At 69.2% G+C, this 19,323-nt stretch carries 16 protein-coding genes; 13 read left to right on the top strand and 3 right to left on the bottom strand.

Going from position 1 to position 19,323, the window contains the following annotated elements:
- Nucleotide 1 precedes the first annotated feature (1 nt).
- Nucleotides 2–1,831, top strand: coding sequence for an MCP four helix bundle domain-containing protein (locus bpln_RS30760; RefSeq protein ID WP_082465499.1), 1,830 nt, complete (start codon nt 2–4; stop codon nt 1,829–1,831).
- Between the two features lie 107 nt (nt 1,832–1,938).
- Here bpln_RS30760 and bpln_RS30765 read toward each other — a convergent pair whose 3' ends face one another.
- Nucleotides 1,939–2,745, bottom strand: a complete 807-nt coding sequence (locus tag bpln_RS30765) for a sulfite exporter TauE/SafE family protein (RefSeq protein WP_042628866.1) — start codon at nt 2,743–2,745, stop codon at nt 1,939–1,941.
- Nucleotides 2,746–3,499: 754 nt separating this feature from the next.
- Between bpln_RS30765 and bpln_RS30770 the strand changes: the two genes are divergently transcribed.
- The 9 genes from bpln_RS30770 (at nt 3,500) to bpln_RS36395 (ending at nt 12,207) form a co-directional block, all read left to right on the top strand.
- On the top strand, nt 3,500–4,108 hold the full coding sequence (locus bpln_RS30770) for a sigma-70 family RNA polymerase sigma factor (RefSeq protein ID WP_042628867.1): 609 nt from the start codon (nt 3,500–3,502) through the stop codon (nt 4,106–4,108).
- Complete coding sequence (locus bpln_RS30775; RefSeq protein WP_042628868.1) at nt 4,105–4,866, top strand: anti-sigma factor; 762 nt, start codon at nt 4,105–4,107, stop codon at nt 4,864–4,866. Before bpln_RS30770 ends, bpln_RS30775 begins: the two co-directional genes overlap by 4 nt.
- A gap of 602 nt (nt 4,867–5,468) precedes the next feature.
- Nucleotides 5,469–6,287: a DUF1295 domain-containing protein gene (locus tag bpln_RS30780; RefSeq protein WP_042628869.1), complete on the top strand. Its 819-nt coding sequence runs from the start codon at nt 5,469–5,471 to the stop codon at nt 6,285–6,287.
- Nucleotides 6,284–7,378 carry an SAM-dependent methyltransferase gene (locus bpln_RS30785; protein ID WP_042628870.1) on the top strand — a complete coding sequence of 365 codons (1,095 nt, stop codon included), beginning with the start codon at nt 6,284–6,286 and terminating at the stop codon, nt 7,376–7,378. The genes bpln_RS30780 and bpln_RS30785 overlap by 4 nt, the downstream gene beginning before the upstream one ends.
- A gap of 54 nt (nt 7,379–7,432) precedes the next feature.
- Nucleotides 7,433–8,047: a lipocalin family protein gene (locus bpln_RS30790; RefSeq protein ID WP_148654234.1), complete on the top strand. Its 615-nt coding sequence runs from the start codon at nt 7,433–7,435 to the stop codon at nt 8,045–8,047.
- 259 nt (nt 8,048–8,306) lie between these two features.
- A complete protein-coding gene (locus bpln_RS30795; protein ID WP_042628871.1) occupies nt 8,307–9,608 on the top strand; it encodes an NAD(P)/FAD-dependent oxidoreductase in 1,302 nt (433 codons plus the stop codon).
- Between the two features lie 23 nt (nt 9,609–9,631).
- Nucleotides 9,632–10,591, top strand: a complete 960-nt coding sequence (locus bpln_RS30800) for a DUF1365 domain-containing protein (protein WP_082465548.1) — start codon at nt 9,632–9,634, stop codon at nt 10,589–10,591.
- Entirely contained in the window at nt 10,588–11,799 is a 1,212-nt protein-coding gene (locus bpln_RS30805) for an SAM-dependent methyltransferase (protein WP_055140923.1), read from the top strand. Before bpln_RS30800 ends, bpln_RS30805 begins: the two co-directional genes overlap by 4 nt.
- 144 nt (nt 11,800–11,943) lie before the next feature.
- Nucleotides 11,944–12,207 carry a hypothetical protein gene (locus bpln_RS36395; protein WP_148654235.1) on the top strand — a complete coding sequence of 88 codons (264 nt, stop codon included), beginning with the start codon at nt 11,944–11,946 and terminating at the stop codon, nt 12,205–12,207.
- On the opposite strand, the gene bpln_RS30810 is transcribed toward bpln_RS36395, so the two are convergent.
- Nucleotides 12,193–13,143 (bottom strand): LysR family transcriptional regulator, encoded by a 951-nt coding sequence (locus bpln_RS30810; protein WP_226993717.1) that lies wholly within the window; start codon nt 13,141–13,143, stop codon nt 12,193–12,195. The two genes, bpln_RS36395 and bpln_RS30810, sit on opposite strands and share 15 nt — an antisense overlap.
- Nucleotides 13,144–13,276: 133 nt before the next feature.
- Here bpln_RS30810 and bpln_RS30815 point away from each other — a divergent pair, with 133 nt between their 5' ends.
- The 3 genes from bpln_RS30815 to bpln_RS36400 all read left to right on the top strand — a co-directional run bounded on the left by bpln_RS30815 (nt 13,277) and on the right by bpln_RS36400 (nt 17,293).
- On the top strand, nt 13,277–14,581 hold the full coding sequence (locus bpln_RS30815) for an MFS transporter (protein ID WP_055140924.1): 1,305 nt from the start codon (nt 13,277–13,279) through the stop codon (nt 14,579–14,581).
- Nucleotides 14,578–16,056: a M81 family metallopeptidase gene (locus tag bpln_RS30820; RefSeq protein ID WP_055140925.1), complete on the top strand. Its 1,479-nt coding sequence runs from the start codon at nt 14,578–14,580 to the stop codon at nt 16,054–16,056. The genes bpln_RS30815 and bpln_RS30820 overlap by 4 nt, the downstream gene beginning before the upstream one ends.
- A gap of 532 nt (nt 16,057–16,588) precedes the next feature.
- The gene (locus bpln_RS36400) at nt 16,589–17,293 is read left to right on the top strand and encodes a hypothetical protein (protein ID WP_209444934.1); all 705 of its coding nucleotides are present in this window, start codon (nt 16,589–16,591) and stop codon (nt 17,291–17,293) included.
- A gap of 277 nt (nt 17,294–17,570) precedes the next feature.
- On the opposite strand, the gene bpln_RS30825 is transcribed toward bpln_RS36400, so the two are convergent.
- A complete protein-coding gene (locus tag bpln_RS30825; RefSeq protein WP_055140926.1) occupies nt 17,571–18,992 on the bottom strand; it encodes a purine-cytosine permease family protein in 1,422 nt (473 codons plus the stop codon).
- Between the last annotated feature and the right edge of the window lie 331 nt (nt 18,993–19,323).

Here is a 19,323-nt window from a genome sequence, read left to right on the forward strand (position 1 = left end):
GATGAAGACGCTGCGCCGGCTGATTGCCGGGACGGCTTCATCGAACTCGAACCGTCGGGCCTGCCTGCCCGCCACGAGCGCGGCATCGTCACGCCAGGGCAGTCGCCGCGCCATGCGCGTGATGCCGGCAGCGAACGGCGATGGCTGGCGGCGCATTGTGTCCGGGCAGGCTCCCGCCCGGACATCCCGAGCCATGCAAGGATCCCGTGAAGCCTTGTCGCACGGCGCGATCCGGCCGACACCACGGTTCAATCCGGTCGGGTTCATCCCTATGGGTCGAGCATTCAGCAATCGCGTCGCGTCCCCGTTAACTAGGTATCTACCGCGATTGGCGCGACCGCGCTTTGCTGGGAAAGTGAAGCCAGCGGGCAAACGCAACGTCGACGAGCAAACGATCGACGGAAGATCCAAGCCCGACCGAATGGTGGAGCATGCGTCGCGCGGGAGCGGCGATCGACTCCGGGCATCGGCGGCGCTGACGAACGGATACGGGATACAACGGCGACGGGGTGAAGTCATGCATGTCAAAGAAATGAAAATCGATGCGCGTCCGGGCACCGGGCTCATCGGCGCGCTGCTCCTGCTGTGTCTGGCCGTGACGGCCGGGGCCTGTCAGGTCTCCCGCGCATTCACCGGCACGCACGCCATCACGACCGTCCTGCTGCCCGGCATCGAAACGCTCGACGACATCCAGGCCAACGCCAACCGGGTGCGCCGGAACACACTGCGCCTGACCCTCATCACCGATCCGGCCGCGCGCCGGAGCCAGCTGGACCGGCGCAGCGCCGCGATCGCGGCGCTGAACCGCGACTTCTCGCAATACGAGCGGATGATCGGCTCGCCGCGCGAGCGCGAACGCTACGACCGGATCCGCCAAAGCTGGACGCAGTATCTGGCGCTGGACCAGCAGGCGGTCGACGCCAGCGAGCACGGTGGGGCGGGCGGCATCAAAGCGCGCGAGCTGGCGGGCGACGAGGCGCCGAAGGTCTTCGCGGCCATGCTGCTCATGATCGAGCAGGGCATCCAGTCGCGCCATCAGGATGCGCTCGCCGAATTCGCCCGGGCGCAGCAGCGCTATCACGAGGCGCTGCTGCTGGCCGGTGTGCTCGGCGTCGCGTCCCTGCTGATGGGCGGCGGCGCCGGCGTCTGGGTGCGGCGCAAGGGTGCGGTGCCGGCGGCGCTGCAGGCCGGCGCCGGGCGCCTGCTCAAGGCCGTGGCGCGGCTGATGGACGGCGCGGACGGCATCACGCGCGACCCCGCCGAGCGCGCGGGCAGCATCGTCCCGCGCCATCCGATCGGCATCAGCAGCATCGTCGCCAAGCCGTTGACGTTCGTCGAATTCGCCTCGGCGATCCGCACGCATCTGCCGGTCGCGCCGCGCGCCGCGATGCCCGTGGAGATCGACCCAGGCGCGCCGGCCAGCGCCGCGATGCCGGCCCTCGAGGCGGCCGGCGGCACGGCACGGCCGGACTACGCGAGCGAGGCCGCGATCGACGACGCCTGCGTGGCCGCGCTGTACGAGCAGGCCAACGACGAGATGCCCGACCTCGCCCGCGACGTCGTCGCGATCTACCTCTCCAGTTCGGCATCGCAGGTCGCCGCGCTGACCCGCGCGCTCGAATACGGCGCCCTGCACTACGCCGCCCGGCTCGCGCACACGCTCGAGGCGAGCAGCGCCTACGTCGGTGCGCTGGGCTTCGCGGCCTTGATGAAACACGCCTCGCAGCAAGTGCGACTGCATGATCTGGACGCCGCCGCGCTCGCCCGGCATATCACCGCGGTGTTCACGCTGGTGCAGGCGAACCTGTTCGAACGGTTCGCCAAGGCCTAGGGCGCGCGCCCTCGCGCTGTACGGTCGCGCCGGCGGCCGCCTCGAGCGTCTGCCGATGGCGCGCGATTGCCGCCGGTCCGGTTCGACTGCCGGCCGGGCAACCGCGCTCAGGCGCCGAACGCGGCCTTCGCGAGCAGCCCCACCGCGACCACGCTCAGCACCGCAGCGAAGCCGGCCTGAACGTGGCGCGCCGCGAGCCGGTGCGAGGCGAAGCGGCCCGCGATCATGCCGGCCGCCGTGGTCACGCTGAACCAGACGGCGACCTCGACCGGCACCGGCGTGCCGTGCGCGACCGTCGAGGCGATGCCGCCCGCGCCCACCAGCGCGATCACCATCAGCGAGGTGGCCACCACGCCGTGCATCGGCACGTCGGTCAGCTTGCGCAGCATCGGCACGATGATGAAGCCGCCGCCCACGCCGAGCAGCCCGGTCATGAGGCCGGTGACGGCGCCGGTGGCCGCGAGCGCGACGGCGGTACGCGGCGTCCAGGCGAGCCGGCCGGTCGCGGGATCGAGACGGCCGACGCAGAGCGGCGAGGGCTCGGCCTGCCCGGCGCGCCCGGCCCGCACCTGGCGCCACAGCCGCAACGCGACGACCAGCATCACCGCCGCGAACAGCGCGAGCAGCAGCCGCTGCGGCAGCGCATGCGCGGCGCGCACGCCGAGCGAGGTGGCCGGCACGCCCGCCACCGCCATCAGCAGCGCGGCGCGATAGCGGACCAGCCGCTGCCGGAACGCCTCCAGCGCGCCGATCGCCGCGCTGCCGGAGACGGCGATCAACGCCACCGGCGTGGCCTGCTGGATCGGCCAGCCAAGGCCCACCACCAGCGCCGGCACCGCGAGGATGCCGCCGCCCGCGCCGGTCAGGCCGAGCACCGCGCCCACCAGCGCGCCGAGAATCAGCGCGGTTTCCATTCAGCGGCTCCGGTGGGGAAAGGCGGCGCGCGGCGAGCCGGCCGGCGGCAAGGCGGCGGACGATGGACGACGGCGGGCGGCCGGCACGGCGGCATGGGCATCATGGGTCAACACGGTTTCCTTTTCTGTCGGAGGCGACGTCCCGGGCGGGCGCGCAACGAAGGCAGCGACTATTAACAAGTCGCGTGCCAGCCTGCGACAGGCGCACCTAAACCTTTGATTTTGCTCGCAGCGCGCCCGCCAGTGCGGGTGGCACGGGCATGCCGTGCCGCGCGCGGCACGCGCCGGCGCCGCCATCGGCAGCGATGCGTGGCAGAAAGTGGCAGTGATGGCAGTGCCGGTTCGTCCCGGCCGGCCCGGCGCACACGCGGAGCGCCGGGCGCCGGCGACGGCGGGAACGGCGCTTGCCGGCGCGGACGTCGGCCATTCCCGTCACGGACGGGCCGATCGACACCGCCCGCGCAGGGTGGCCCGCATCGCGCCTCCTTCGGCAGCCGGCGCCATGACGCCTGCACCGCGAACACCCCGGCCCGCCTCGCCCGTAGTCCATCGCCGCGCCCGGGTGGCGATTCCCCCACCTCGCATGCATCCCGCTCGTTTCGGCGTCCGTATCTGTCCATGCCAACTTTCAGCGAAACCGACCATGCCCGCCCACGCGCGACTCGCCTGCCGAATATCCGGCCCTGCAACGGGGGCCGGAGTGCTATATTTCGACAGCCCTGTCCGCTCACGCGCGCCGCGCGTCCCGCCCTCCATGAACGACACGCCCGGCCGTGCCGAGAATTCCGATCCCGACGACGTCGCCCGCGATGCCGGCGCCGCGCGCCGTGAACGCCTGAACCAGCTGCTGCTGAGCGTGGCGCAGGGCAACCAGCAGGCGTTCGCCGAGTTCTACCGCCTGACTTCGTCGCGCGTCTTCGGCGTGATCGTGCGGATGCTGCACGACACCGGCGAGGCCGAGGACGTCCTGCAGGAGGTCTACACCAGCGCATGGCGCCGCGCCGACAGCTTCGATCCCGCACGCGCCGGCGCGATGACCTGGCTCGTCACGCTGGCGCGCAACCGCGCGATCGACCGGCTGCGCCAGCACCGCGAAACCCAGCTCGACGATAGCGCCGCGCAGGACCTGCCCGACGACGACACGCCCTCGCCCGCCGCCCTTGCCGAAGCCAGCCAGGAACGGCGCCGCCTGCAGGACTGCCTCGACCAGCTCGGCGCGCAGCAGCGCCATGCCGTGCGCGACGCGTTCTTCAGCGGCGCGACCTACGCGGAACTGGCCGAACGGCTCAGCGTGCCGCTCGGCACCATGAAGAGCTGGATCCGGCGCAGCCTCATGCAGCTGAAGCTGTGCCTCGAACGATGAATACGCCCGCCCATTCCGATCCCGAGCTGCGCTGCGCCGAATACGCGCTCGGCGTGCTCGACGCCGACGCGCGCCGCGCGCTCGAACAGGCAGCCGCCGCCGATCCCTCGCTCGCGGCGACGCTCGCGCGCTGGCAGGCGCGTCTCGCGCCGCTGGCCGAGGACGTGCTGCCGATCGTGCCGTCGCCGCGCGTCTGGACCCGGATCCGGCGCGATCTCGGCTTCCTGCCGGCGCGCGACGAGGCCGCCGCGCGCGACGGCCAGCGCGGCGCGGGCGGCTGGTGGAACCATCTCGGCTTCTGGCGCTGGCTCGGCATCGGCGCGAGTCTCGCCACCGTGGCGCTGGTGGCCGTGACGCTGACCACCGCGCGCCACGAGGCCACCGCGCCGGGCACGCAGACCGCCGCCCGGCCGGGCGCCGGCTACATGGTGGCCACCATCGCGCGGCCGGACGGCGTCGCGCACTGGACGGCCACGGTCGACCTGCGGCGCGCACGGATGCTGGTGGTGCCGGCCGACAAGCCGACCATCGCGGCGAACCGCTCGACCGAGCTCTGGCTGATCCCGCCGAACGCGAAACCGATTCCGCTCGGCGTGTTCGCGGCCGACGCACCGGCCGCGATGGCGCTGCCGCCCGGGATCGTCGCGCAGCTGAGCGCGCGCGCGGTGCTGGCGGTGTCGGTCGAACCGGTGGGCGGCTCGCCGACCGGCCAGCCGACCGGGCCGGTGATCGCCACGGGAGCGATGCACGAGGCTTGAGGGCGCGCCTCTCGCGGAAACCGATCCAGCTCGTATCGGTTTCCCGGTGGGCGCCCTCGCATGCCGTCGAGCAGCGTTTTCTCCCGCTGCGCCCCCTCGCGGTCGGTATCTTTATTGCTCCTCGCGCCCGCCACCGCCGACGTGTTTTATTTGACGGCACACGCGGCCCGCCGCCGCCGCGATCATGAAATGCGTGGCGGGGCAGTGCCCGGGCGTCTGCCGCACCGCCACAAGCCACGCCCGCAAAATCCCCCTTCTCCCCTCCCCGCCTCGCCCGCCCCGATACCGCGCCGCAGCACGCCAACTGTTACGGATACCCAATCAACCACCCGTTCCCCCGATCGCGCCCCGAATCGATCGCCGAGCCGTTTCGCCCCCGTCAACAGCGCGGCCGATCCTGCCGCTTTCAGCTGAGCATTCCCCCGTATTGACCTCCGGCCACACTTAATGAAAATGGAAGCATTCCTTCGCCAGGAGAGGCGATGCGCAGCGTTTTCATTTCACCCGAAGCGAACCGCGCGCCACGCACGCTGACGCCCTGCGCCCCGCATCCGGGCCGGCCCCCGCTCCGTATCTCCCCGTTTTCACCAACGGGAGTTCGCATGCCCATCGCCGCCACCGTCGCGCTCGCCTTCATCGCCACCAGCGCCGCCTTCACCGCCGTCTGGCTCCACCAGCTGCGCTCGCGCAACGCCGGGCTGATCGATCCCGTCTGGGCCGCGATGCTCGGCGCGGTGGCCGTCTACGTTGCCGTGGCCGGCACCGGTGCGCCGGCCAGCCGCGCGTTCGTGGCGATCGCGGGCGGCCTCTGGGGCCTGCGCCTGGCCGTGCATCTGTTGCGCCGCAACGCGGGCCACGCCGAGGATGCGCGCTACCACGCGCTGCGCGAACAATGGGGCGATGCCGCGCCCGCCCGCATGTTCGGCTTCTTCCAGCTGCAGGCGGTGGTGTCGATGCTGCTGGCGATCGCATTCCTGGTGCCGGCCTATCGCCCCGAGACGCCGCCGCCGGCGGCGTTCGTCGCGGCCATCGTGATCTGGCTCGCGGCGGTGGCCGGCGAAGCCTCGGCCGACCGCCAGCTGCGCCGCTTCGCGGCCGATCCGGCACACCGCGGCCAGGTGTGCCGCGCCGGCTGGTGGCGCTATTCGCGGCACCCGAACTACTTCTTCGAATGCCTGCATTGGCTCGCCTACACGGCGCTCGCGATCGGGCTGCCGTGGGGCTGGCTCACGCTCGCGCCGCCGTGCCTGATGGCGTGGCTGCTGCTGCGCGTGTCCGGCATCCCGATGCTCGAAGCCCACCTGCAACGCTCGCGAGCCGGCTATCGCGACTACATCCGCACGACGAGCGCGCTCATCCCGTGGCCGCCGCGCGCGGCCGCCGACCATAACGACCCACAAGAACGGAGCCCACGATCATGACAGCGACCACTCTCGATTCGAAATCCGCCGCCGACCGCGACAGCTGGCTGATCCGCTACTGCGAGCGCGGTCGCGTGTCCGATTCGGTGATCCGCGGCGGCATCGCGGCGCTGCTGTGGCAGCGGCTGCGCGCCGAGCACGTCGACGACGACGAGGTGCGCGCCAACGCGCTGAACGCGTTCGTCGAGGAATTGAACCGCAGCCCGATCGCGATCGACACGCAGGCGGCCAACCGCCAGCACTACGAGATGCCGGCCAGCTTCTTCGCGGCCCATCTCGGCCCGCGCCTCAAGTATTCGTGCTGCTACTTCCCGACCGGCGAGGACACGCTCGCGCACGCCGAGGACGCGATGCTCGCGCTCTACGCCGAGCGCGCCGAACTGGCCGACGGCCAGCGCATCCTCGATCTCGGCTGCGGCTGGGGGGCGCTGTCGCTGTGGCTGGCCGAGCGCTATCCGGGCTCGCAGATCGTCGGGCTGTCGAACTCGCAGAGCCAGCGCGCGTTCATCGAGCAGCGCGCGGCCGAGCGTGGCCTGACGAACCTCACGATCGTCACCGGCAACATCGTCGATTTCGAATTCGCGGCGGCCGACGCGCGCTTCGACCGCGTGCTGTCGATCGAGATGTTCGAGCACATGAAGAACTACCGCGCGCTGCTGGCGAAGATCTCGCACTGGCTCGACGACGACGGCAAGCTGTTCGTCCACCTGTTCGCGCACCGGCTCGTGGCTTATCACTTCACCGCGCGCGACGGCAGCGATTGGATGTCGCGCCACTTCTTCACCGGCGGCACGATGCCGTCGGCGGACCTGCTGCTGCGCTTCCAGGACCACCTGCACGTGCAGCGGCAATGGTGGCTCGACGGCACCCATTACGCGCGCACCGCGAACCACTGGCTCGCCTCGCTCGACGCCGCGCACGAGCAGATCATGCCCGGGCTGCGCGAGGCGTTCGGCGACGACGCGCCGATCGTGTTCCAGCGCTGGCGCATGTTCTACATGGCCGTGGCGGGGCTGTTCGGGTTCCGCCGCGGCCACGAATGGGGCGTCGCGCACTACCTGTTCGACAAGCGCTCGGCGCTCGGCGCGTGAGCCGAGCCGCTGAATGACGGTGACGACCCGCGCGCCCGTCTGCCCGGAGCGGCCATGACGCTCCCGCCGGGAGCACCGGTCGATCCCGCCCGGCGCCGCGCGCTGCTCGCGCTGGCGGCGGCGCCCGCCGTGCTCGGCGCCGCCTGCCACGAGGCGCCGCCCAATCCGAATCCGCGCGCCGGCCTGCCGCTCGTGCCGGTGCCGGTCGACCTGCCGCGCTACATGGGACGCTGGTACGTGATCGCGCACCTGCCGTACTGGGCCGAGCGCGGCTTCGTGGCGAGCCGCGCCGAGTGGACGCTGCGCCCCGACGGCCGGATCGACGACCGCTTCATCGCGCGGCGCGGCTTCGACGGCCCCGAGCGCAGCTACCACTTCGTCGATACCGCGCTGCCGGGCGGCGGCGAATGGCGCGTGCGGCTGCTCTGGCCGATCCACGTGAGCCAGCTGACGCTGTTCGTCGATCCCGACTATCGCACCACGCTGCTCGGCTATCGCGGCAAGCACCTCGGCTGGGTGTTCGCGCGCGAGCCCGAACTCGACGACGCCACCTACCACGGCCTGCTCGCGCGCTTCGACGCGTTCGGCTACGACACCTCGCGCTTCCTGCGCGTGCCGCAGAAACGCGAGCAGCTCGGGCGGGACGGCTTCGAGGCTGCTGCCGGCTGAGGTCGTGCCCCCCATGAAGGCGGCCGCTCGCGGCAGCGCTGTCCGCGCTCCCGGCACGCGATGTCCGCGCCTGGCGCGCGGCCGGCCCGGCGCCGCCACGGCCCGCGCCTCGCTGCCGAATCCGCGCCAACCTTCCGTCTCACGCGCCGCGCTCCCCAATCCCGCAGTCCCCTTCCCTGCATCCATCCGGCGCAACCGCCCGTATATCTCCCGACACCGGCAATCATGCCGGCCGCCCCGCCTCAGGAGATCGCAGCCGATGTCACTCGTGTACGCCCCCGTCCCCGCCGGACAACGGATCGCCGTGGTCGGCGCCGGCATCGCCGGGCTCGCCGCCGCCTATCTGCTCGCGCGCCGCCATCGGGTCACGCTGTTCGAGGCGAACGGAAAGCTGGGCGGCCACACGCATACCGTCGACATCGAGCTGAACGGGCAGCGCCATCCCGTCGACACGGGTTTCCTGGTCTTCAACGAACGCACCTATCCGAACCTGATCGCGCTGCTCGACGAACTCGGCGTGGGGACCCACGACTCCGACATGTCGTTCTCGGTGTCGATCGGCGACGGCCGCCTCGAATGGGCCGGCACCAACCTCGCCACCGTGTTCGCTCAGCGCCGCAACCTGTTCTCGCCGCCGTTCATCGCGATGCTGCGCGACATCGCCCGCTTCAACCGCACGGCCGACGCCAACCTCGCGCGCGCGACGCGCGGCGGACTCACGGTGGGCGAGCTGCTCTCGGCCGGCGGCTATGGCGTGCCGTTCCGCGATCACTATCTGCTGCCGATGGCCGCCGCGATCTGGTCGAGCGCCGTCAACGACATCCTGCGCTTCCCGGCCGAGACGTTCCTGCGCTTCTGCCTCAACCACGCGCTGCTGCAGGTGAACGGCCGGCCGAAATGGAAGACCGTGGCGGGCGGCGGGCGCGAGTACGTGGCGCGCATCGCGGTGATGCTCGACGACGTGCGCGCGCGCTCGCCGGTGCGCGCCGTGCGCCGCGACCACGACGGCGTGGTGGTGCATACCGACGCGGCCGGCCCGGAGCGTTTCGACCAGCTCGTGCTGGCCTGCCACGCGCCCACCAGCCTGCGCCTGCTGCAGGACGCGAGCGACGCCGAGCGCGCCGTGCTGGGCGCCGTGCGCTACCAGCGCAACGTCGCGCTGCTGCATACCGACGCGGCGCTGCTGCCGCGCCGCCGCCGCGTCTGGTCGGCCTGGAACTACCTGGGCCGCGCGGGCGCCGCGCACGAGGCGCGGCCCGTCTGCGTCAGCTACCTGATCAACCGGCTGCAGCCGCTGCCGTTCGATACGCCGGTGGTGGTCACGCTGAACCCGATCGACGATCCGGAGCCCGGCCGCGTACTCGGCTGCTACGAATACGAACATCCGCTGCTCGATCGCGCGGCCGTGGAAGCGCAGCAGCGCCTGCCCGACCTGCAGGGCCGCCGCCGCACCTGGTTCGCGGGCGCCTGGACCGGCTACGGTTTCCACGAGGACGGGCTGCGCTCGGCGCTGCGCGTCGCGCAGGACTTCGGCACGCTGCCGGCCTGGGCGGTGCCGTGAAGCCGCGCCGGCCGAGCGGCACGATGCCCGACGCACGGCCCCGCGCCGGGCGGGATCACGCGCGCCCGGCGCCCGACCGCGGCGCGGCCACGGACACCACGAGCGCCGCCGACACCGGCGCGCGGCTGCTGACGGGCCGCGTCGTCCACGAACGCCTGCGCCCGGTGCGCCACGCGTTCCGCTATCCGCTGTTCCAGATCGACTGCGACGTGGCCCGGCTCGACGCGCTGCCGCGCCGCTGGTTCGGCGTCGACCGGCCCGCGCCCGTCGCGCTGTGGCAGCGCGACCACGGCCCGCGCGACGGCAGCCCGCTCGACGCATGGCTGCGCGGCGTGCTGGCCGACGCGGGCATCCCGGCCGACGGCGCGATCCGGCTGCAGGCCATCCCGCGCGTGTTCGGCCATGCGTTCAACCCGGTCGCGTTCTGGTATTGCCACGACCGCGAGGGCCGGCTGCGCGCGCTGTACGCCGAGGTGCGCAACACCTTCGGCGCCCGGCACGGCTATCTGCTCTCGGCGCCCGGTCACGCGCCGATCGGCGACGGCCGTCCGCTCGCCTGCCGCAAGACCTTCCACGTCTCGCCGTTCTGCCGCGTCGAAGGCCACTACGTGTTCCGCGTGCGGCGCGAGGCGGCGCGCAGCGTGGTCGAGATCGACTACCACGACCGCCACGGCCTGCTGATCCGCACCGCGCTCGCGATGCGCGCCGAGCCGCTCACGGCCGCGCGCGTCGCCCGCGCGCTGCTCGGCCAGCCGTTCGGCATGTTCACGGTGCTGGTGCGGATCCACTGGCAGGCGCTGCGGCTCGCGCTCAAGCGCGTGCCGTTCTTCGGCAGCGCGCCGGCCGCCGAACCGTCGCCTGCATCCGCCACACCCGCCGCCACACCCGCCGCCACATCCGCCGTTACGCCAGTCGCTACGCCCCACCGCGCGCCGCCGGCGCCGCGGCGTCCGTCCCTTTCCGATCCCGAGGCTCGTCCATGAACCTGCTGCGCACCCTGACGTTCCGGTCCCACGTCCCTGTCGCGGGACGCCTGTTCCTCGCGTTGCTCGCGCGCATCCGGGTCGGGCACCTGACGCTGGAGACGCCCGACGGCGCGCACCATGTGTTCGGCGATCCGCACGCGAAGCCCTCGGCCGCGCTGAAGCTGCTGGACTGGCGCGCCTGCCGCGCGATCCTGCGGGCCGGCGACATCGGCTTCGCCGACGCCTGGCGCGCGTCGTGGCTCGATTCGCCGGACCCGGTCGCGCTGCTGCGCCTGGCGATCCGCAACGAGGCCGCGCTCTCGCCGGCCGTCACGGGCGGCCACGTGGCGCGGCTCTGGTACGCGCTGCGCCACCGGCTGCGCGCGAACTCGCGCACCGGCAGCCGCCGCAACATCCATGCGCACTACGACATCGGCAACGCGTTCTACGGGCTCTGGCTCGATCCCACCTGGACCTATTCCGGCGCGCTCTACGACGGCGACGCCGCGCGCGCGCTCGACGTCGCGCAGGCCGCCAAGTACCAGCGCATCGTCGACACGCTCGGCCTGCGCGCCGGCATGCACGTGCTCGAGATCGGCTGCGGCTGGGGCGGTTTCGCCGAGCATGCGGCGCGGCTCGGCATCCACGTCCATGCGCTCACCATCTCGGCCGAGCAGCACGCGTTCGCGCAGCGCCGCATCCATGACGCGCGGCTCGGCGCGTTCGCGCGGATCGAGCTGCGCGACTACCGCGACGCGCACGGCCAGTACGACGCGATCGTCTCGATCGAGATGTTCGAGGCGGTGGGCGAGGCCTTCTGGCCCGAGTACTTCGCGACGCTCGCCCGCTGCCTCGCGCCCGGCGCGCGCGCGCTGGTGCAGTCGATCACGATCGACGACGCGCATTTCGCGGCCTACCGCGCCTCCAGCGACTTCATCCGCGAGACGATCTTCCCCGGCGGCATGCTGCCGAGCCCCGAGCGCTTCGCCGCCGCCGCGCGCGCCGCCGGCCTCGCCGCCGCGCCCACGCTGGCGTTCGGCGCCGACTACGCGCTCACGCTGCGCGCCTGGCGGCAGGCGTTCGACGCGCGGCGCGACGCGGTGCGCACGCAGGGCTTCGACGAGTGCTTCATCCGCACCTGGCGGCTTTATTTGATGTATTGCGAGGCGGGCTTCGCCGAGCGCAAGACCGACGTGATGCATTTCGTCGTCGGCCGGCCGGCGTGAGGGGCGCGCGATACGGGCGGCGCCTGGATATCCGGATTATTGCTGGCTCATCAGACTGACATCGAATCGTGGTTCGATCGAAGAAGCCGCTCATGCTCACGGTGAAATCTGCGCGCGCGATCGCACCAGAACACGATGTCACGCATGGCGTCGCCGTTTTCAGATATCCGAGGCAACATCTGCGCGGCAAAGGCGGCCGTGCCTTGCGACCGGTCCCGGCTGGATTCGGGTCCCGACTCCGGTCGGTCGCAATGCACCGAGCCACGAGACGTCGGCTCCGCAACAGGTGCCGAAAAGACCGCACATGGCGTTGATCCGCCTTCCATCCATGAAGTGATGTACTACACCATCGAGACGAAAATTCGAGAGCCGATCTCATGGCTCTCGCACGAATCAATCGTCGCTTGATTCGAACGTGGACATCCTCGCCTCGATAAACCGCAAGAGATTTTGCGCGGCATACGGCAACGTTCTCTGTGAGTTCACGAGCAGCTGCACGCTTTGCCGACCCAGCAACGGGTGGTCGATTTTTTTCCCAATCAGACGACCGGCGGCGACCTCATCCGTGATGGAGTAATCCGTCAAAAACGACAATCCCATTCCGGCGAGAGCGAAACGCCGCAGAATGTCCAACGTATTTCCAACCAGGCTCGGCTGGTATCGCACCGTCTCTCCGCGCGCGAGCATCTCGATCGTTCCGCCAAGACCGTACATCACCGGCATGGTGGCGAACGGATAGGAAATCGCCCGGCCGAACGTGACCGCCCCGGAATGCCGGGCGAGCGGATGATCGGGCCGCATCGCTGCGACGACATGGTGAATGGCGGTGCGGTGGACCGCGATCCCCTCGGAAGACGGCGGATTGTAGGCAATCCCGATGTGCGCCGCGTCCCGCCTGACATCCTCCACGATTTCTCCGGTGGCGCGAAGGTTCAGCGTAAACCTGATGTGCGGATGCCGCCGCCCGAAGGCCCAAAGTATCTCCTCGGTCAGTGCTGGAATCACGCCTTCGCTGGCAGAAAGAATCACGTGGCCGCTAGTCATCGAACGCAGCCCGTCGAGTTCGCTCTGCAGGGATTCATATGTCGCTTCGCATCCACGGCGATACCGCTCCAGGCAAGCAGCCTGCTCCGTCGGCGCGACGCCCGTCGGGCCACGATCGAACAGATGCAGGCCGGTTTGCGATTCCAGGCGCTGAATCTGCCGGCTCACTTCCGATGCCGCAACCTGCATCTTGTCGGCAGCCTTTCGAAAGGATCTTTCAGAAAGCACGACTTCGAAATACTCCAATTGCTTTCTTGTGGGAGGTTCCATTTTTCTTTTTGAAATAATTACGTTATCCATGCCGGGTGTTGCGTTATTGCGCAACACCCAGGCCCGTTAGATGATATGCATCCATTCGCCAATTATCGCTACAGTGGGCGCCTGCGTTGCATCCGCAACGATCGAACAGCGATTCTGAATATCGAGGGCATTGATGTCCAATGTGTTAACCGCTGACTCCGGGGAAGTGGTCGGTGCATATCGAAAAATCGATCGGCGTGTGTTGATGTTCCTTGCCGCGGCTTACGCCGTTGCCTATGTGGATCGAGTCAATATCGGGTTCGCGAAGCTGCAGATGCAGCAGGCGCTTTCACTTGGTGACGCCGCATACGGCTTCGGCGCCGGAGTCTTCTTTCTCGGCTACATGCTGTTCGAGATCCCCAGCAACCAGTTCCTGACACGGATCGGCGCCCGACTGACGCTTGGTCGAATCATGGTGCTGTGGGGACTGGCCTCCATGTCGACGCTGTTCGTCACGAACCCGACCGGTTTTTACATCGCCCGCTTCTGCCTTGGCGTATTCGAGGCCGGGTTCGCGCCCGGGATGCTGTTCTATCTCTCGCGCTGGTATCCGCGCGAGCGCCTTGGACGTGCGATCGCGCTGCTTCTCGGTGCCGCCCCGATCGGTGGCGTGGTGGCGGCGCCGGTCTCCGGCTGGCTGCTCGTGCATACCAACAACGTGGCGAACCTCGCGGGATGGCAGTGGATGTTCCTCGTCGAAGGCATTCCGGCGGTTGTGCTCGGATGTTGCGCGTTGATCTGGTTGAGCGAATCGCCCGACACGGCATCGTGGCTCACGCCATCGGAACGGGAACTGGTACGCGCGCGCCTGAGCGATCGGCAACCCCGCCGCGAAGGCTGGAAGGAGTTGAAGGCCGTGTTGATCGACCCTGGCGTGTACCGCCTGGCGTTGATCTACTTTTGCCTGATTTGCGGCGTGTACGTCGTGGGCTTCTGGTTCCCGTCGATCCTGAAGGCAAGCGGCGTCAAGAGTGCGGTGGCGATCGGCTGGTACTCCGCCATTCCCTACATCGGCGCCGTGGTCGGCATGTACTGGCTCGCGAAACGGTCGGACCGCCTGCTCGAACGGCGTCGCCATGCCGGCATGGCCGCCGCCGGAGGCGCGATCGCGCTCACTGTCGCGGCCTTGTTCGTCAAGCAATTCGAAGCGGCCATGGTCACGATGACCCTCGCGACGGCACTGGCCTACGCTGCCTACGCGGTTTTCTGGTCGATTCCGGCCGATTATCTCCGGCCATCCGTGGCGGCGAGCGGCACCGCGCTCATCAACTCCATCGGCCTGTTCGGCGGCTTCCTGAGTCCCGTGATCATCGGTGCGCTGAAAGACGCGACCGGCAGCACGGCCGCCGGACTGTTCGCCATCGTTGCCCTGCTCGCGCTGGGTGCTTTGTTGCTGTTGATCGGCCCCGATCGCCGATCGGAGGGCGCAACGCCATGAAAATCTTCCTCTCCGGATTTCTCCACGAAACCAATACGTTCGTCTCGTCCCGCGCCAGCTATATCGACTTCACGAGCGGTGCCAACGGCCCCATCGTCAGGGGCAACGCGATACTCGCGCTGCAAGCAGCCAACCTGGCGATCGGCGGGTTCATCAGCGAGTTCGAAGCGTCCACCGACATCCTGATTCCGGGGCTGTGGGCGCATGCCACGCCGTCGGGGCCGGTGACCTACGACGCCTACGAGCGAATCGTCGGGGAAATCATCGACGGTCTGCGCGAATCCCGGGCGGACGCGGTGTTTCTCGATCTTCACGGCGCGATGGTCGCGGAGCACATGGACGACGCGGAAGGCGAACTGCTGCGACGCGTGCGCAACGTAGTCGGGCCGGACGCCCTCGTCGTCGCCACGCTCGATCTGCATGCCAACGTTTCCGCGCAGATGTTCGAAAGCGCCAACGCGCTCGTGGCATACCGAACCTACCCGCATGTCGACATGTTCGACACGGGGGTGCGTGCGGCAAGGCTCCTGATGAAGATCGCCGCGGACCGGAAGTTCTACCATCGCGGCATGCGGCGCGGCCCGTTTCTGGTACCGATCGAGGCGATGACGACGTTCGCGCGGCCCGCGGCGGAGCTTTACGACGCGCTCGCCATGCTCGAATCCCGGCACGACGTGGACCTTTCCATCGCGATGGGCTTTCCCGCCGCGGACATCCCGGAGTGCGGCCCGACCATCTGGGGCTACGGGACGGACCACGCGGCGCTCTATTCGGCGTTGAATCACCTGTACCGGCAACTGACGTCGCACGAGGATGATTGGGGGGTCGACTACCTGAGCGCCAACGATGCGGTATTGCGGGCGATTGCGCTGGCGGAGCCGGCAAGCCGGCCGGTAGTCATCGCCGACACGCACGACAATCCAGGCGCCGGCGCCGATTCGAACACGACGGAGATGCTGGCGGCGCTGTTACGACATGGGGTCAAGCGCGCCGCCCTGGGAATTCTCTGCGATCCCTCGGCAGCCGCCGCCGCGCACGAGGCGGGGGTAGGCGCGACGCTTGATTTGACGCTGGCGGCTCGAACGCAACGAGCGCTACGGGCGAGGTTCGTCGTCGAGCATTTATCCGACGGCGTCTGCCGTCTGGAAGGGCCAATGATGCGCAATGCCGAAATGCGTCTCGGCCCCTGTGCATGCCTGAGCGTCGAGGGTATCCAGGTGGCGGTCAGCACCGCGAAAACCCAAATGCTCGATCTGAATCTCTATCGGATGTTCGGCATCGAGCCCGAAGCCATGTCGATTCTGGTCAACAAGAGCTCGGTCCATTTCCGTGCCGCCTTCGAGCCCATCGCCGAAGCGATCCTGATCGCCAGAACGGAGGATGGCATCGCGACCGACCCTGCCCGGCTGCCCTGGATCAAACTGGACCGCAGTGTCAGATCTGCCCCGCGCTACAAGCTGAAGAACAAATCGTAGTCAGTCGCCGATATTCGAGCAAGTCGTGGCTCGCCCCGCGCATGCCATCTCGATCCTCGACTTCAATGTCTTTCGGCGCGGGACGCTCTCAGGTCTCTCTCCCGCGCCCCGCCTGGAAAAAGCCGACGCTTCTTCAAGCGGTCTGGTCGTGCGGTGAACCGATACATCGCACCACCTTTTTTATTCTTCGCCCTGGTTGCGATTGCATTCGCTCCCACGCCATGAAAGCGCCCGCTGCGTGATTCGCGACCGGAGACTCGAATGGCTGGAAAACAGCACGCAGGCCATCACGTTGCCGTTCGAGCTTGACGACGACGGCAGCCCCCGGCAACGCGAGGCTCGCGCGTCTTCCTTCGGATGCTTCGAAGCCCATGGAATCGCAGCCGCCCACCCGCGCGACAAGATTCAAATTGCAAGAGAACGCCACGCAAGCGGAGGATCAGATCAATGAGGTTTCCTGCAATGCGTCGAAGCGCCGGCATCCTGGCTGAACATGCGAGACGACATGACGCCGCCCTGCTCGGATGAGGGCATGTCGCCCGTCGCGACCGTCGTCACCGACGCCGCATTCGACGACTTGATTGTCGATGCATTCGCACGTGTCTTGAAACAGGCGATCGCGAACCGCCGTGGCGACGACCGCAGCCGCTCGTGGAGCGCAACCACTGCGGATCTCTCCGCTTCGCTCCACGCCGCCGTTGCGGAAGGCGATCCTCTCAAAATCGCCGCGTTCGCGCTGTTGCATTGGCATCGCGGCGAAGCCGTCTCGGCCCGGCCTCCCGGGACGATGGCGTTCGCTCCGTCCGGCGAGCGGGTCCGACCGACACCGGATTCACGACCGAACGCCGGCCGGACCCCGACACCGCGTGCTCAACACCGTGACATCGATATCGACGGTTGGCCCGAGGAACCGCCGCGCGTATGCAAACCGTGCCTCGAGCCAGTGGACTTCGCGACTCGCTCAACCTCCACTCGATTACCGGATCGCCCTCCCCCCGTCGCCGGTCCGACCCGTCCGGCGCCGAGCCGGCACTGGATTCCCGCGGGCCGGGCCGCTCACGAGAGCGGTGTGGACCTCGACGTCGTGCGCGCGTGGGCAAAGGCGGAAGAGATCGAGCACCGTGAAGACGCGGGGATGCTCCTGGTAGACCGCGAGTCGATCATCGCGCGCGCGCATCGCTACTGGAGAGAGCTCGACCGTGCCGCCGGGATGGATCGTCGGGGCGATCCGGTGTGAACCCGGCTCCGCCGCGATGCATGGCAGACATCACGGTCGATGGACGAGACCGCGGCGCGAGGGCCGGCGCCGGCCGTCAGCAGGGCACGACGGAGGCAGGAAATCGGCGACCGGGCGCAGAACGGATTGGCCATGCCGCTGCCCCGCTCGTGGGGCGATCCTCTCGGGCAAGTCCGGCAACGCTTGACCCGCCGCGAGCCCCTCGAAAAACCTCGCGCGGCGCTGGCGTCATTCGCCAGCGCCGCGCGCATCGACCACTCGAGTCAACCCGACGACCTCAGCGCGTCACCCCCGCCGCCGCGCCCGCCGGCCGCTGCCGGCGCCGATAGGCGGTATCACGCGTGGCCAGCCAGTAGTAAAGCGGCGAGGTCAGCACGAGCCCGACCAGCCACGACAGGTCCGCCCCGTCCAGATGGGCCGGCACCGGGCCGGCGTACATCGGCGTGTTCATGAACGGGATCTGCACCGCGATGCCCACCGCGTAGGCGATCAGCGCCTGCGGGTTGAAGCGGCCGTAGATGCCGCCGTCCACGCGGAAGATCGAGTCGATGTCGTAGTCGCCCTTGTGGATCACGTAGAAGTCGATCAGGTTGATCGCCGTCCACGGCACCAGCACCACCAGCAGCGCGAGCACGAGATCCACGAGGTTCGACACGAAGTTGGTCGACACGCCGATCGCGCCGTAGCAGCAGGCCAGCAGGATCGCGATCGAGAAGCCGGCGCGGGCCCTGGCAGTGGGAATCCAGCGATACGCGAAGGTCTGGATCGAGGTGATCGACGAGAGCACCGCGCCGTACAGGTTCAGCGCGTTGTGGCTGATCACGCTGAGCAGGAACAGCACCAGCATCAGCGAGCCGAACGGGCCGGTGGCCTGCTTGACGGCGTCCATGGTGTCCACGCCCGGCGCGACGGCGAGCGCGGCCACGGCGCCGAACACGAACGCGAGCGACGAGCCGATCGAGCAGCCGAGGTAGGTGGCCCAGAACGTCGACGACACGCGCACGTCGGCCGGCAGATAGCGCGAATAGTCCGACACGTAAGGAGCGAACGCGATCTGCCAGAGCGCCGACAGCGACACGGTGGCGAGCCAGCCGGCGAAGTTGAAGCCGCCGCGCGTGGCGAAATCGGCGGTCTGCACGTGCGTGAAGATGTAGATGAAGCCGACCGCGATGCCGATGCCGAGCACCCAGGTGCCGATCCGGTTCAGGATGTGGATGAAGCGGTAGCCGATGATGCCGATCAGCCCGGAGCCGACCGCGCCGATCACGATGCCCACCGGCACCGGCACCGCCGAGGTGATGCCGTGCAGCGACTTGCCGGCCAGCACGATGTTCGAGGCGAAGAACGCCACGTACATCACGCCGGCGATCACGGTCACCAGCAGCGCGCCCCACGATCCGAACTGCGCGCGGCTCTGGATCATCTGCGGGATGCCCATCTGCGGGCCCTGCGCCGAGTGCAGCGCCATCAGCACGCCGCCCACGGCCTGTCCGACCAGGATCGCGACGATGCCCCAGAACAGGTTCAGGTGGAAGATCTGCACGCCGAGCGCGCCGGTCACGATGGGCAGCGGCGCGATGTTGCCGCCGAACCAGAGCGTGAACAGATCGCGCACCTTGCCGTGGCGATCCTCGGGCGGCACATAGCCGATCGTATGTTTTTCAATCAACGGGGACGCGGTGCGATCCGGGGTGGTCACGATGAAGTCTCCTTGCCTGCGCGGGTGACCGCGCGCTGTTACCGGTTCAAGGCTTGCCTGAACCCCTGCATCAATCATCGGCCGGCACGCGGCGCCGCGAGGCCGCCCCGAATCCGTGTCTTGCTTCGAAATCCGAATCAATTGCGAATGCGCGGCGCCCGTGGGCGGCGGCACGGTTCGACGGCGTCGTCACGCCTTCGCATGTCGCCCCGCTCGATACCGCCCCGCTTTTCCGGGTGCCTGGCCCGCCCGATGAAGGCCGGTCGACGCCGCCCGCCGCGCTCGCCCCTGCGAGTCCGCCACCGCGCCGCCATACTCGCTTCATCCGCCA

The organism is Burkholderia plantarii, from assembly GCF_001411805.1.
GTDB classification, from domain to species: domain Bacteria; phylum Pseudomonadota; class Gammaproteobacteria; order Burkholderiales; family Burkholderiaceae; genus Burkholderia; species Burkholderia plantarii.